The organism is Aquimarina sp. I32.4, assembly GCF_002924285.1.
GTDB lineage: Bacteria > Bacteroidota > Bacteroidia > Flavobacteriales > Flavobacteriaceae > Aquimarina.
In genome coordinates this window covers 13,851-30,196 of record NZ_PGUB01000058.1, presented here as the reverse complement: position 1 = coordinate 30,196, position 16,346 = coordinate 13,851, and the positions used below count along the sequence as shown (strand labels likewise).

The following is a 16,346-nucleotide window of genomic DNA, read 5'->3' as shown; positions in this document are numbered from 1 at the left end:
AATATTTTCGATAGACTGATGGTCGCAGCTGTATCTAATAGATGGAATTATCTTGGGGAAGAAAACGGATAAGCATATTAAAGATTTTATATTCACAGGTAAAACCAGAGTTGTTTTCACAACTGCTTTAACGCCATATCTATACTTTGCACAGGAAGTTTACATGCACCTTCTTGACAGACATAAATAAACGTTTCATTTTCTACATATTTATTTTTAAAAATAGGCAATGTACTTTCTACAGTACTACCCACCACAATAGTATTAGGAAGATAGAGTGAACTAAAAACTTTGGCAATAGAATCAGCTTTTGGCCCTACAATCACAATCTCATAAAAAGGATAAATTGTATTGAGTTGCAAAGCACTCCACTTTGAAAAATCTTTGGCATTATCATTTACATATGCATTCATAGCAGATAACATCTGATCAGATTTTTTTGTGAAATCAGTATTGTAATTTAAAATCCCTAGTTTTTTTAGATTGTGAGCCATAACAGCATTAGGTGATGGTATAACACCATCATCAACTTTGATAAGAGGAGAGATCAATTTGCTTTCTCTTGTATAAGTATACATGGGGGTAACCTTATCTGTAAAATGTGCTGTAACAGTTTTATGCAATTCATTTGCTAGATCGAGATATTTGGTATCCAAAGTAGCGCTATATAGATCGATACATGCATCAGTAAGAAATGCATAATCTTCTAAAAAACCTTCTTGTTTCTTATCTCCTTTTTTATAACTGTGTACAAGAAAACTATCTGAGGTATTATTCTCTTCAATAAAACTAGACAATGCAATAGCTTTGTCCAAATATTCCTGATTTTCAAAAGCTTTGTAAGCATCAATAAAACCCTTTATCAATAAGGCGTTCCATGATGTGATAATTTTATCATCAATAGCAGGAGATGTTCTTTCTTGTCTGTTTGTAAGAAGAGTTTTTTGCCAGCTATTTTTTAAAGAAGTAAGCTGTCTTATAGAAATATCATTCTGAATAGCAAAAAGACTATCATTATAAGCTTGAGTAATGATTACTGCTGTATTTGTTGCAGTATCTTCGGGAGTATCAAGCGTATAATATTTTGTGAAATTTGAATATTCATTTTTTAAAATGTGTTGCAAATCCTTTTTGTTCCATTGGTAGTATCCACCTTCTGTACCCTGACTATCGGCATCGATAGCAGCATAATACCCTCCAGCTTGGCTTTTCATTTCACGTTCCAAAAAAGTAATGGTTTGCATCACTACTCTTTTGTATAATGGGTTTTTATAAATAGTATAAGCCTTGGCATATAAACTTATTAATTGCGCATTGGTATAGAGCATTTTTTCAAAATGAGGAACTTTCCAATGTGGATCAGTACTGTATCTAAAAAAACCTCCCCCAATATGATCATAGATTCCTCCAGAAATTATGTTGTCTAGCGTATTTATAACATGCTTTTTGGTTTCTTGGTCATTAGTTAATTGAGCATAATCAATCAAGAAATCAAGACTTTGTGGTCTGATAAACTTTTGATTTTCGATATTCCCTCCTGAGATAGTATCCCATTTTTTTTGCCATTTTTTGACACTAAGACTCAATGTGTCTTTAGAGAATTTCGTTATTTTTTCTTGAGGTTCAATAAGGTTGGTTGCTCGAATTCCTGCAGCGATCGAATTAGCGTATTTATTAAGTTTTTCTGGATCTTTTTTATATAACTCATTAAGTTTGGCTAGTACCTCTGTCCATTGTTCTTTGGTATGATACGTTCCTCCGTATACAGGTTTACCATTAGGAAGAATGATAACATTAAGAGGCCATCCACCATTACCCTGCATTAGTTGTACCGCGGTCATATATAACTGATCCAAATCTGGTCGCTCTTCTCTATCAACCTTGATGTTGATAAAATTAGCATTCATCGATTTGGCAACACCTTCATCAGTAAATGTTTCTTTTTCCATTACATGACACCAATGGCAAGAAGAATATCCAATACTTACAAGCACTAATTTATTACTTTGTTCAGCTTCTTTGAGAGCCTCGTCACTCCAAGCTCTCCAATCAACAGGGTTATGAGCATGTTGTAGTAGATAAGGACTGGTCTCATCAATTAGTTCGTTTGTGAATTTATATGCGTCATGTTGAGGTTGATTGTTCTTACATCCTAATGTACATACTAGTAAGAATAAGGAAAAAGCAAGTTTTATAATTCGCAAATCTGTAAGTGTTTATTTATAAAAAATCTAATGTCTACGACCAAAATACAATATTCTATAAAATATCTCTCTTTATGTAAGTAGAGAATTATCATATTGAGATAATACGTAATTTTACTTTGCTTACATTTGTTTATAGGCAGATGTTGTTTGTCTATAAAAATAAGTTGTTTGGGAGATAAGTTTATAATCAAATAAAATGTTTCCTATTTTCAGTATTTCCAGAGGGGAGTCGTAAATTATCTAAAAAAACCATGCATAAAATATCATACTTACTAGTATTTGTTCTAGTGTTTTCTGCTTGTTCAAAAAAACAGAATTCAAAAAAAACAGTCACCAAAAAAGAAGATAAAGAAGTAGTAGAGAACCCTATATTTGAAATAATTCCTGAAACACAAAGTACTATTGGTTTCAAAAATAAAATCGAAGAAACACTGTATTTTAATTTCCTTAATTATTCATATATCTATAATGGAGGAGGCGTATCTGTAGGAGATATTAATAATGATGGTTTTGAAGATATATATTTTAGTTCAAATCAAGGTAGTAATAAACTGTATTTGAATAAAGGAGATTTTATATTTGAGGACATTACAGAAGCAGCAGGAGTTACAGATCATGAAGGTTGGTCTACAGGAGTTTCTATGGTAGATATTAATGCAGATGGTTGGTTGGATATCTATGTGTGTAAAGCAGGAGCATTAAAAGAACCTATAAAAAGAAAGAATAAATTATATATCAATCAGAAAGATGGCACCTTTAAAGAACAAGCTGATCAATATGGAGTAGCTTCTAGTGCTTTTTCTACTCAGGCATACTACTTTGATTTTGATAAAGACGGTGATATAGATATCTATTTATTGAACCATAGACCAGATTTTAATAATAATGTAACGATAGATCCTAGAATTCAACAAGAGTATCGCCCAGAAAGTACAGATCAGCTATTTGAGAACACCAACGGAAAATTTAAAGACATAACTCAAAAATCGGGGTTATTGAATAAAGCATGGGGTTTGAGTGCCTCTATAGGAGATTTTAATGATGATAATTGGCCAGATATTTATGTAGCAAATGATTTTCTAGAATCAGACTTTCTATATATAAATAACCACAATGGTACATTTACCAATACAATACTCAATACATTTGACCATATAGCCGCCAATAGTATGGGATCTGATTTTGCAGATATAAATAATGACCTGAAACCTGATTTGGTAGTGTTGGATATGGTATCGGCAGATCATAAAAGAAGCAAAGAAAACATGGCAACGATGAGTACCGAAAATTTTAATGAATTAGTGAGGTCAGGCTATCATCATCAATATATGTCTAATATGCTACAAGTCAATCTAGGTAATGGAGTATTTAGTGAGATTGGGCAACTATCAGGAATAGCAAAAACAGATTGGAGCTGGGCACCTGTATTAGCAGATTTTAATAACGATGGGTTTAATGACCTTTTTGTTACCAATGGGATACACCATGATTTATCTAATCAGGATTTTAGAAATAGAATGAAAACGAACATTCTGAATAGAAAAAAAGTTACGCTAGAAGAAGCTATAGGAATGATGCCTTCTACCAAGATAAGTAATAAAATGTTTATTAATAATGGAGATTTAACTTTTGTAGAAGCGGATCAAAAATGGGGATTAGATAAAAAAGTAAACTCAAACGGAGTGGCCTATGCAGATCTTGATAATGATGGAGATCTTGATCTAGTCCTGAATAACCAAATGCAAATAGCAAGTGTTTATAAAAACAACCAAAAGAAGAACTATATTTCTATAACCCTTTCGGGGAGTAATAAAAATCCAAATAGTATAGGAGCAAAAATTAATGTCTATACAAAAGAACAACAACAATCAAAGGAATATTATCCTGTAAGAGGATTTCAATCCTCTGTTACTCAACGATTACATTTTGGAGTAGGAGATATAACTACGATTGATAGTATATTGATAAAATGGCCAGAAGGTACTTATAGTGCTTTCAAAAATGTACAAGCCAATCAGATGCTTACCATAGACCAGAAAAAATCAACAATAATAAAAGCTATTTCAAAAAGCAAAAAAACTAAAGAAGTAATTCTGGACGCTACTCAATTTGGAATAACTTATAAAAATAAAGAACGTAATTTTAATGATTATGAACTCCAATTGTTATTACCACAAAAGCAAAGTGAAAAAGGAAAAGCCCTTGCTGTTGCAGATGTAAATAATGATGGTAAGGACGATTTCTTTGTAGGAAACGCCAAAGGAGCTTCTGCTTCTTTATATATACAGAAAGAAGATGGAAAATTTAGAGAATCTAGTAGTGCTGTTTTTCAGAGTGATATAGAGTTTGAAGATAATAAAGCACTATTTTTTGATATAGATAATGACAATGATCTGGACTTGTATGTTGCTAGTGGAAGTTATGAAGATGCACAAAACAGCAAATGGCTTCAAGATAGAATCTATATCAATGACGGAAAAGGAAATTTTAGAAAAGGAGAGGCGCTTCCAGAGATGAAATCAGTGTCATCCACTATTGCAACATATGACTTTGATAAAGATGGAGATCTAGATCTTTTTGTAGGAGGAGGAGGAGTACCAGGTAAGTATCCGATAGCATCATCTTCATATATGTTAAGAAATGATAAAGGAACTTTTGTCAACGTAACCCAAGACATAACAAAAGGTTTTGAAAATTTACGTATGGTAAGTGAAACTATTTTTTCTGACTATGATGGGGATGGAGATAAGGATTTGTTGGTAGTAGGAGAGTGGATGCCCATAACCATTTTTGATAATGATAAAGGTATGTTTTCTAAAAAAAGTAACACCATATTGGATAACTCTTATGGGTGGTACTTTACGATAGAGCCTACTGATATTGATAACGATGGCGACATAGATTATTTGATAGGAAACATAGGAGAAAACACCAAGTATCACCCTAAAAAAGATAAACCATTACATATATATGCTAAAGATTTTGATAATAACGGAAGTTTAGATATAATTTTAAGTAAAGAGTCTAAAACAGGATTGTTACTACCAGTAAGAGGAAAAGAATGTTCTTCTGAGCAGTTACCTATGCTAAAAAACAAATTCAAAACGTATGGGGCGTTTGCCGATGCATCTTTGTCTGATATCTACGGAGATGCAGACCTACAAGAAGCAACTCATTATACCGTAACAAATTTTAGTACCGTATTGCTTGTTAATAATGGAAAAGGAGACTTTGCAATGACTTCGTTACCAGTACAAGCACAGTTTGGTCCAACAACAGATTTTATTATAGATGATTTTGATGGGGACCAGATTGATGATATTATGGGGCTCGGTTCATTATATGAAGCTGAAGTAGAAACGATACGATATGATGCCAATAAAGGGTACTTCCTGTTTAAGAATCAACAAAAATCGATAAATGAATCATCAAAAGAAGGCATAAGTTTTTCAGTAAAACTACCCACAGGGTTACAAGGGTTACAAATAAAAGTAGCAAGTCCTATTGAGATTAAAGGCAAGAAATATATTCTCATACAATGTAAAAATAAAGGGTTGAAATTATTGCCCATACAGATTTGAGAAGAATTTCGCGAGATTATTTAGAAAAAAAATAGTAAATAGAATGAAAAAAATATACTTGATGATGGGGATAACTGCTTTTATGTCCTGTACTTCAATAGGAGAAGATAAAGAAATTCCTTTAGAAAAATCATCACCATTACTAGGTACATGGAAATTAGTTTCGGGGACTACTATAAAAGATAAAGATACCGTAACTACCGATTACACCAAAAATCAGGAAATGATCAAAATATTTAATGAATCTCACTTTTCTTTTTTAAGACATGATTTAAATCATGGTAAAGATTCTACCAATACTATCTATGTAGCTGGGGGAGGTAGGTATACTTATAAAGAAAATGAATATACCGAATATCTTGATTACTTTAATATAAGAGAATGGGAGAATAATCAATTCAATTTTGAATTTGAAATCTCTGGTGATACGCTAATAACTAGAGGTATAGAGGAGGTCAAAGAGTTAAAAGTAAACCATATCAATATAGAAACTCTGATCAGAGTAAAGAAATAATATATATAACCATTTTTTATTAGGAATGGTATGATTGAAGGAGTGTATTTCTTAATCTTGATTAATAAATATAGAATATTATCTGAATAATTTTGTGGTATTAATATATAAAAGCACATTATTATGAGTACAAAAAGGATTAATATTTATCAAGTAACCCCAGAATATTACAAACCATTACTAGAATTAGATAAAATGTTAAGAGAAAAATCTCTTACAACCACAGAATTATTATTAATCTATATTCGAGGTTCGCAAATTAATGGTTGCGCATTTTGCATACAATATCATATCAAAGAAGCAATAGAGCTAGGAGAAAAACAATATAGAATTCATGCATTATCAGCGTGGGAAGATGCTCCTTTTTTCACAACAGAAGAGCAACTTATTCTTAAAATGACAGAAGAAGTTACGCTAATTGCAGATGCAGGGCTATCAGATATAACATATAAAAAAGCAATACAAGTATTGGGTGAAACAAAAGTAGTAGATGTACTTATGGCGATTACTTGTATAAATGCATGGAATAGAATGGGGAGAGCTACTTTATTAGTTCCAGATAAATCTCAGGATTAAGAAAGGTTACTTTTTCTTAAACTAATACTACATTTGGAATATATATGCTGTTTTTTGTAAATGAAAAATGAATGTATTATTTTATACAGATTAGTGAAATTATAAAAACTTGAAGAAGTAGTATGTATATTATTAATATAACCTATAAAGTGCCATTAACAAAAATTGATAGTTACCTAAACGATCATATTATTTTTTTAAAAGAACAGTATCATTTAGGACACTTTTTGGCTTCTGGAAGAAAAGAACCGAGAAATGGAGGCATTATCTTGTCTACTGTAGACAAGAAAGAAGCATTGTTAGATATATTAGAGAAAGACCCATTTAAGATTCATGATCTTGCAGATTACGAATTAATAGAGTTTATTCCAGCAATGACCTCTAAAGAAATGGAATTTTTGTTGTAGCACTAAAGAGATAGTATGAAAAAATCCTCCTTCACAATTTAATCGTGTCGGAGGATTTAACAATCAAAAACTAATTTTTAATACTATTTTTTGTTTTGAAAAAAGGCTATAGGGGAAGCTTTCAAAACGATATCTTGTGTTAATTACAAGTTCCTATGGTTTTCCACCAGTGTTCACCACTACCAGGAGTAACCCATAAAGGACCTGTTTGTGCTTCGTATAAAGTACCTTGATATACTGCACGATCTCCTTGATTATAGATAGATGGATATGGAGCCCAATTAGCTACACCATCACAAGAACCACCACCAGTGGTAATAACAGTAATTGATACTCCAGTAGAAGTAGTCGTAGCATTTTCATTATCGGTAGCAACTACAGTTAGATTATAACTCCCCACAGGAGCATTAGTCCAAGAATAACTATAAGGACTAGTGGTATCTTCTCCTAATTTTGTATTTCCTTGAAAAAACTCAACCTTGCTTACAGAACCATCAAAATCAGATGCACTTGCCTTAATACTGATAGTTTGTCCCTGAGTAATACTTTGATTATTTATAGGAGAAGTAATAGATACTATAGGTGGGGTAGGACCACCAGTAGTTACTGTTACCGATACAACAGCAGATGTTGCTGTAGTATTGGCATTATCTGTAGCAACCGCGGTTAGGTTATAACTACCTACAGGAGCATTTGCCCAAGAGTAGCTATAAGGACTAGTTGTATCTTCTCCTAGTTTTGTGTTTCCCTGAAAGAATTCAACTTTATTTATAACACCATCAGCATCAGAAGCATTTGCTGTAATATTGATCGTTTGCCCCTGAGTTACACTCTGATTATTTGTAGGAGACGTTATAGATACCGAAGGAGCTAGATTACCATCTCCAGGATAAGGAGAAAGCGGGTAATTTTCCGCATTAGCAATAGCTTGAGATTGCGATACACCATTTAATACTTGACTAGAGATATATAAATACCCATAAGCAGATGATGAGGTGTTACCTAATAATAGTTGCCATATCATAATACCATGATTTGCATTATTATTAGAAGCAATATGAGCAGATAGTCCAGCCATATTCTGATATGTATATTCATAATATGGTCCCCATGGTTCGTTAGGATAATGTGTTCCTGCAGCAATAGAAAAACCATATCTATCTGCATAATATTTGTATGCATCATACATAATTTTTCTGTTACTAGCAGCTCCTGTATTATATCCTTGATAAGCAATAAGATCTATTTTGTCACCAACAGCTTCCATTACAGGGATCATATGCCCTGTAGTAGCAAAGCCATATAAGCTAATTGCTTGATTAGGAGTAGTCGCATTATACAAATTAGCATCAGATTCACCTGTAACAGCATTTCTTTTACTGTATGCATAAGGAGAAGCAGGGTCATCATTACTTTGACCACCTAAAGCTCCAACTCCAGCAGGAGCACAAGCTATTAGATATTGCCCTTTAGGCATAATTGCTCTCGATTTTGTAAAGAATTCAATAAATCGCTGTACATTAATAGGATTACCAATTGTAGCAAAACTACCATTAGGTTCAAAATCCCAATCAATCCCTTCAAACCCCATGTCATCTACGAGATCTTTGATTTGTTGATAATTGATGTCATAAGCAGCATTAGAGCCCCAATATGTTTCTCCACCAATAGACAAAATAACCTTAGTTCCTTTTGATTTTAATGCAGCAACAGATTCTTTTAAGGTAGCACCGTCATAAGGAGTTTCTATTCCTGTACCTGTTATATCCAAAGATCCTTTTTGGTACCTCAGGTTAGGTCTTGCAAATGCTAAAAAAACATGAGTAACATGGGTAGGAATATCCCTAAGTGTTGATCCTTGCCCAGGTTGAATTGCACTCTCTGACCATGAAGGGAAATATCCCAATATAATTGGTTTGGTAAGAGTTGTTTTATTTACTGGATCCAATTCAGAGTTTTGAGTTTCCAAAACCTCGTCTTCTATTAGGTTTTCGTTTGTACATGAAAATAAAAAGAACTGTACAAGTAAGACGACTGTCAACTTTTTAAATAAGTTCATACTGTTTTAATTTAAGAGTTTGTGAATATTGCTGAAGAGAGTACCTCCTTTTAATGAAAAATCATATTTTCATCAACTTCCCGGTAATCTTCTTCAGAAGCTTTTCTATATTTTAGTTCGACAGTATTCCAATCTGTTGCCCAGCCTTTGGCAATATTATTTAGATATACAATCTTTAGTTTATGTTTTCCTTTTTGTAATGCAATAGAGCTTTCTATAGGATGTTTTTTTAGAGGAGTATTATAATTAAGGACTAATTGCCCTGCAATCCATACCTGATCTTGTGCACTAGCAAAGTAGTATACTCCGTCTTCAGGGATATCAATATAACCATCTAGAAAAACAGCTCTGAAATTATCTTTGTTTACTTCGTGTCCCCAATGATATGTAGTATTAGCATCTTTGATTTTAGTGATTGCCGATGTACGTATTTTGGCTGTATCTTTTATTTCTGTAACATTTGTAAAATACCCTTTTACTTCCTTCATTAATAATCCCTTTGACTCTTTTGAAAGAGTTACAGGAGCTAGAGGTTTCTCTTTTACTACTGATATATTTCTTATAGCACTCATTTTCCCATTTTTTAGGATAGAGATTATTCTAAGATCTGTGTTTTTAGTGAAATTTAATGTGTCTGCATACACTTTACTGTTAGCATCAGGATTAGTTCCATCTGTTGTATACACCATTTTTACAGGATGCGTTGTTGTAAATGATACATTTACACTATCTATAAATGCAATTTTATTAGATGTTGGGCCTTCTGGTAACGGTATATGATACTCTATGTTATTGTAGTCTAATATGTTATATGCCTCATGTAGTCTATTTAAGAAGTCATCATATTTTTTGTTTTCTTTCTGAGTCCAAGTAGTTTCTGCTAGTGCGATGATACGTGGATATAATAGATATTCTATAGTTTCATCTTTATAAGTATACTCTGTCCAGACATTTCCTTGTGCCCCTAGAATATGCTTTTTCTTATCTTCTTCAATTTCTTTAGGTATAGGGTCATAGGTATATACTTTTTCTAAAGGAATGTACCCTCCAAAAGCTAGTGGCTCTACTTTGAAATCTCCTTGATAGAAATTAAAATAACAAAATTTTGCAGGGGTCATAATAACATCGTGTCCTTTGTTGGCAGCTTTAATACCACCTTCTTCACCTTGCCAGGACATAATATTTGTTGTAGGAGTAATACCTCCTTCTAAAATCTCATCCCATCCAATCATTTTTTTCTGATATTTAGATAATATTTTTTCTACGCGAGACATAAAATAACTTTGAAGTTCATTCTCATCTTTAAGACCTTTACGTTTTTTTAGATCTTGGCATAAAGGCGAATCTTTCCATTGATCCTTAGGAACTTCATCTCCTCCCATATGATAATATTCATAAGGGAATAATGCAGAAAGTTCTTTGATTACATCCTCTATAAAACTATATGTTTCTTCTTTTCCAGCACAAAGGATGCTGGATTCTACACCCCATAAATTCCGTACTTCATAGCTGTCTTTATGACAAGAGAGTTCTGGATATGCAGCCAAAATTGCAATAGCATGGCCTGGGGTATCAAATTCAGGAACAACATCTATAAATCGTTCTTTTGCATATTGTACCACCTCTTTGACTTCTTCTTGCGTATAAAAACCTTCATGATACGAACCATCATTATTTTTTCTTTTTGATCCTATCTCTGTAAGTTTGGGGTATTTTTTTATTTCGATTCTCCAACCTTGATCATCAGTCAAATGCCAGTGGAACTTATTGATCTTAAACAGTGCTAATATGTCAAGTTGTTTTTTGATAAAATCAATTGAGAAAAAATGTCTCGAAACATCAAGATGCATACCTCTCCATACAAAACGAGGCTTGTCATTAATTTCTACAGCTTGTATTTTTATAGGAAGAACCATTTTATCGTTTTCATATAACGGAAGAAGCTGTAAGAAAGTTTGCAAACCATAAAATAAACCTTTATCGGTCTTAGCTTTTATTTGTATTCCCTGTTCTTCTATAGATAAATGGTATTCTTCATCACCAAAATTTGATGTACCTTCTTTTGTTAATTTGATACTATTTTTAGCGGTGGTGTCTATACTTATAGAAAAAGAGAGATCAGTAACCGTTTTAATTTTTTCAATAAAGAAATTAGCAACCACTTTTGAAGATGAGTCATTGCATATAAAGACAGTCTCTTTAGTAAGTTCAAAATACCCTTGTTTGGTATTTGTTATTAGTGGCTTGGGAGTGACACTCAAAGATTTATTGATAGGAGAGGAGGTGTCAGGGCTTTTGCAAGCCATGATCATTAAAAATAGAAATGGTACGATTCTTAAATTCATTATTGACTAATTTTTTGTGTGGTAATATGACTAACTACTTGATCTATTGGTTTTTTTACAAAACTCTTTACTCGGTATCCTTGATTGTCTAGTAATGTTTTTATAATATCTTGTGAATAATAGGCTACAGAGCCTACAAAATGTATGGGGTATTGAGATAATTCTTTTTTGTAATGAAAGAGGTAGGTGTCGATAAAATCAGAAATACCTTGGTGTAATACACTTTCTATATAAGCGTTACCTCTATTTCTAAAAATAAATTGAGCATAAGAAGCTAAATACTTATTGGGGTGATTTTTAGTATATAATTTATCCAAAAGCTGGTCTATTTCTGACGCATAATCGTTTTTAAAGAGTAATGCTACATCAGATGGCATTTTACCCAAGAAATAATCTTTGATTATTTTTTTTCCAAGGTAGTTGCCACTACCTTCATCAGCAAGAAGGTATCCTAATGCAGGAAATTTTTGAATAACTTTTTTTCCATCAAAAAAACAGCAGTTGGTTCCTGTACCCAGTATACATACAATACCAGGTTTGGTTGTTGTAGCTTTTACTGCGCCTATGATGTCTTCCTCAATTGTTATTGATTTTACATTCTCGAATATAGATCGTAATACATGATCTATTTTTTTTTGACAATCAATTTGACCACAACCTGCGCCATAAAAATGAATCTCACTAATCAATTTGCTCTTTTGTGGTATTACATCAGCATTTTTTATGATATCTATGATAGTATCATCAGAAAGTAAAAAAGGATTTATACCATGAGTTTGGGTTTTATGAATGATTTCGCCATTTTCTTTGGCAAGAACCCAGTCACATTTTGTAGAACCACTATCTGCAAATAATATCATTTTAAATAATTTGTTTTTTAATTGTATTGAAGGAAGGTAAAAAGGAGACTTTTTTTTAAGAATCCCTTTCTTCGAGTGTTGAAGAAAGGGATTCTCATGCAAAAATTTATCTAACAAAAAGCATATTAATTTTTAAAAGATATATCTTTTAAAAGCTTCAATGGCTTCATAATCTGCAAGACCTAGCTTATCATATAGCTCTGCCGTATTTCTATTTCTTTCACGTGCTCTTAACCAGAATTCTCGAGAATCTTCACCTTGAAACATTACTCTATCTTTTTGAGACTGGTGATATAAAATAGCATTTGTCTTTTTGCTCACTTCATGTGGACTTAACGGTACGGCCATTTCAATTTCAGAAACATCCCATTCTTGCCAAGCACCTCTATAAAGCCATACCCAGCAATCATTCATAAAGTCTATAGTTTTTAAGTTTTTGACTGCATTAAAAATCGCATCCAGACATACCTTATGAGTTCCATGAGGGTCAGCAAGATCCCCAGCTGCATATATTTGGTGGGGTTTTATCTTTTTGATAATATCTTCTGTGATTTTTATATCCTCTTCTCCAAGAGGTTTTTTCATGATTTTTCCAGTTTCATAAAATGGAAGATCAAGGAAATAAACTTTTTCATCATCTAATCCAAAATATCGAGTTGCCCCAACAGATTCCATTCTTCGTATCAATCCTTTGATTTTTCTAACTTCTAGAATATCAATATCTCCTTGATTTTTTGATCTAAGGAATTCGATAACCTTTGTATAAGTATCATCATCTTTGTCAGAGTGGAAATTCTGAGCTACTTCAGCAAATTTTAAGGCTTCATCATCGGTAACAGCTATATTACCAGATGTTTGGTAAACAACATGTACATCATGACCTTGATCAATTAATCTTAAAAAAGTTCCTCCCATCGATATTACATCATCGTCAGGGTGTGGACTAAAGATTAAGACTCTCTTTTTTGCAGGTAATGCTCTCTCTGGTCTATTGGTATCATCTGCATCAGGTTTTCCTCCTGGCCACCCTGTAATAGAGTGTTGTAAATTATTAAATATTTTAATGTTTAGATCATAAGAAGATCCTTCAACAGCAAGAAGACCAGACATCCCATTGTCATTATAATCTTTATCAGTAAGTTTCAATACTGGTTTGTTAAGCTCTTGACTTAACCAGGTAACTGCCTTGAATTTTAATTGTTCATTCCAGATACATTGATCAACGACCCATGGTGTTTTGATACGAGTCAATTCTGAGGCCGCTTCATCATCTAGAATTATGGTTGTATTTTTATGTTGTTGTAAGAAAGATGCGGGAATATTTGATGTGATCTCTCCTTCTACGGTTTGTTTAACAACAGTAGCTTTTTTGTGTCCCCATGCTAATAATAGTACTCTTTTAGATTTTAAAATAGTACTAATTCCCATTGTTACAGCTTTTTTAGGAACATGCTCTAGACCATTAAAGTCAGAAGCCGCATCTGTTCTGGTAACATGATCCAAAGTGATAATTCTGGTACCAGAATTTGGGTGAGAACCAGGCTCATTAAAACCAATATGACCTGTTCTACCAATTCCTAAAAGTTGAAAATCTAAACCACCATACTTTTTGATTTTCATCTCGTAATCAATACAGTATTGATCCATTTCTTGAAGAGGAACAGTACCATCGGGAATATTTATATTCTCGGGGTTGATATCAACATGATCAAATAAATGTTGATGCATAAAATGATAGTAACTCTGTTGATGAGAAGCATCCATAGGATGATATTCATCTAGATTGAAAGTTACTACATTAGAAAAGCTTAACTCTCCAGAACGGTGTAGGCTTACTAATTCTTCATATACCTTTATAGGCGAAGAACCTGTGGCCAAACCAAGCACGCAAGGTTTACCTTCTTGTTGTTTTTGTTTAATTAAGGTTGCAATTTCGTGTGCAACTAATTTTGAAGCAACCGATGAATCTGGAAATATTTCGTTATGAATTTTTTCAAACTTCGATTTTTCAAATTGTCCTACCTGTTTATATTCAATTTCCTGAATCATTTTCTCAAGAGTTTGATCTGTTTTTGTTGTTTTTATTATTTCAAGGCTTTTGGTAAAAAAGAGATGGAGTTTATAGTTACTATGCATCCATCTCTTTTCTAATTATTTATGGCTAACTCAAATTCTTAAAAGTTTCCACCTGCGATATCCCACCATAAACGTGTTCCTCCATTATCAGGACCACTTAATAGTGTTCTTGCTTGTTCTACCCCTTGTGGGTTTGCACTTCGCTCACTAGATGGAAATGGTAATCGTCTTACTTGGATATTACTATCTACTGTTCCTCCACTATTATTTACAGCGGGAGGGAATAATTTAGGATACCCGGTTCTTCTAAATTCACTCCACGCTTCCTGACCATCAGGAAACATTGCAATCCATTTTTGAGTAATAATTCGTTCTAATTGTTCTTCATTTGTTGCTCCACCATCCCAAGCGATAGTAATATTACTTACAGCAGCAATGTTACTAGTCGCATTTAATGGGTCTACATAATCAATAGCAGTAGAGGTATTGTCTATGATATAGTCCGATAATTCTCCGCTAACTTCATGTTGAGCAAAAGAAGTGGTAATCCCTTTCTCGTAATTAGTTTGTACATCACCAGCACCAGTCCATCCTCTTAGAGCTGCTTCTGCTTTAAGAAAGTAAGCCTCTGCTGCTGTCATTAATTGAATATCTGTAGTTGGACTTCTGTCAGAAATATAGGCATCTCCTAATCTTGAGAATGTGGTATTATATGCATCTCTTTGTTCTATCTCTGTAGAATAAGCTGGTAGTACAGGTAGACCTCCTCTAATTCCTTTTAATTGCCCTGGAACTATTTTAGAATCTTCAAAAAGTACTTTCCCTCTTGGATCATCATATCCTACTAGAATAGATTCCATAGATGCATTCATACGTACATCATCCCAACTAGAATTAAAAATTGTTAAAGGATGGGTTGCTCCTCCTTTAATAAGGAAGTTATCTTTATTACTCTCTAGTAAACCTGAACTATGAGCTAATGACTTTTCTCCTTCTAATTTCGCTTTAGCAGGATCTGCTTTAGAAATTCTAAGTGCCAATCGCAATCGCAATGTATTTGCAAACTTTATCCATTGTGAGAATTCACCATCATACACCAAATCAAATTCAACAAATTGCCTGTTTGTAACATCAGTTGATAATGTTGCCATGGCTTCTTCAAGCTCTGTGAAAAATTGATAATATACTTCTTCTTGGGAATCATAAGATACAAATGAGGCTCCAGATACTCCAAATTGAGAATATACAATAGGTCCATATACATCAGTAACTCTATGCATAGCTTCTACTCTAAGTATTTTTGCTATAGCATACATTAAAGGGAAGTCTTTTTCCGCACGTTCTTTAACTATTTCTGCGTTTGTCATTACTCCAAGCTCAGAATAAGGAATATCCCATGCCCATCTATCCCAAAAATCAATAAAACCATAATTTGTAGTATTTACACCACTAGCAAAAGGTCTTGGTGGTGTCATATATCCACAAAAGGTATCTGCATTCAAATTATGTTGTAATTGCGTATGCCAAGCAGGATCATACCTGTAGATATTTAAAAACATTGGCTGAAACGGTCCTCCAATATGAAAGAAATCTGCTTCAGTTTGTTGATCGGTAACACCGTTTGGATCTGTATTTAATGCTTCAAAATCATCAGTACACGAAAAGACGAGTAATGCAACAAAAGCAGTAATAATTGTTTTTTTCATTATATTTTTCATAAT

The 16,346-nt window shown here is 33.1% G+C and carries 10 protein-coding genes; 4 read left to right on the top strand and 6 right to left on the bottom strand.

Annotated features, from left to right (window positions below; all coding sequences use genetic code 11):
• Positions 1 to 116 precede the first annotated feature (116 nt).
• Entirely contained in the window at positions 117 to 2,204 is a 2,088-nt protein-coding gene (locus CVD18_RS13620; RefSeq protein ID WP_103865990.1) for a thioredoxin domain-containing protein, read from the bottom strand.
• A 254-nt stretch (positions 2,205 to 2,458) separates the two neighbouring features.
• On the opposite strand from CVD18_RS13620, the gene CVD18_RS13615 reads away from it, so the two are divergent.
• From CVD18_RS13615 to CVD18_RS13600, 4 genes are all read left to right on the top strand, one after another.
• Positions 2,459 to 5,788, top strand: coding sequence for a VCBS repeat-containing protein (locus CVD18_RS13615; protein WP_103865989.1), 3,330 nt, complete (start codon positions 2,459 to 2,461; stop codon positions 5,786 to 5,788).
• Between the two features lie 43 nt (positions 5,789 to 5,831).
• On the top strand, positions 5,832 to 6,302 hold the full coding sequence (locus CVD18_RS13610; RefSeq protein WP_103865988.1) for a hypothetical protein: 471 nt from the start codon (positions 5,832 to 5,834) through the stop codon (positions 6,300 to 6,302).
• Between the two features lie 123 nt (positions 6,303 to 6,425).
• Complete coding sequence (locus CVD18_RS13605) at positions 6,426 to 6,878, top strand: carboxymuconolactone decarboxylase family protein (protein WP_103865987.1); 453 nt, start codon at positions 6,426 to 6,428, stop codon at positions 6,876 to 6,878.
• Between the two features lie 122 nt (positions 6,879 to 7,000).
• On the top strand, positions 7,001 to 7,285 hold the full coding sequence (locus tag CVD18_RS13600; protein WP_103865986.1) for a YciI family protein: 285 nt from the start codon (positions 7,001 to 7,003) through the stop codon (positions 7,283 to 7,285).
• A gap of 139 nt (positions 7,286 to 7,424) precedes the next feature.
• Here the strand turns inward: CVD18_RS13600 and CVD18_RS13595 are convergent, their stop codons facing one another.
• The 5 genes from CVD18_RS13595 to CVD18_RS13575 all read right to left on the bottom strand — a co-directional run bounded on the left by CVD18_RS13595 (position 7,425) and on the right by CVD18_RS13575 (position 16,331).
• A complete protein-coding gene (locus CVD18_RS13595) occupies positions 7,425 to 9,344 on the bottom strand; it encodes an Ig-like domain-containing protein (protein ID WP_146052790.1) in 1,920 nt (639 codons plus the stop codon).
• A gap of 50 nt (positions 9,345 to 9,394) precedes the next feature.
• Positions 9,395 to 11,689 carry a family 20 glycosylhydrolase gene (locus CVD18_RS13590; RefSeq protein WP_103865984.1) on the bottom strand — a complete coding sequence of 765 codons (2,295 nt, stop codon included), beginning with the start codon at positions 11,687 to 11,689 and terminating at the stop codon, positions 9,395 to 9,397.
• Positions 11,689 to 12,549, bottom strand: a complete 861-nt coding sequence (locus tag CVD18_RS13585; protein WP_103865994.1) for a BadF/BadG/BcrA/BcrD ATPase family protein — start codon at positions 12,547 to 12,549, stop codon at positions 11,689 to 11,691. The genes CVD18_RS13590 and CVD18_RS13585 overlap by 1 nt, the downstream gene beginning before the upstream one ends.
• 132 nt (positions 12,550 to 12,681) lie before the next feature.
• The gene (gene nagB, locus CVD18_RS13580; RefSeq protein WP_103865993.1) at positions 12,682 to 14,598 is read right to left on the bottom strand and encodes a glucosamine-6-phosphate deaminase; all 1,917 of its coding nucleotides are present in this window, start codon (positions 14,596 to 14,598) and stop codon (positions 12,682 to 12,684) included.
• 125 nt (positions 14,599 to 14,723) lie between these two features.
• Positions 14,724 to 16,331, bottom strand: coding sequence for a RagB/SusD family nutrient uptake outer membrane protein (locus CVD18_RS13575; protein WP_233194551.1), 1,608 nt, complete (start codon positions 16,329 to 16,331; stop codon positions 14,724 to 14,726).
• Between the last annotated feature and the right edge of the window lie 15 nt (positions 16,332 to 16,346).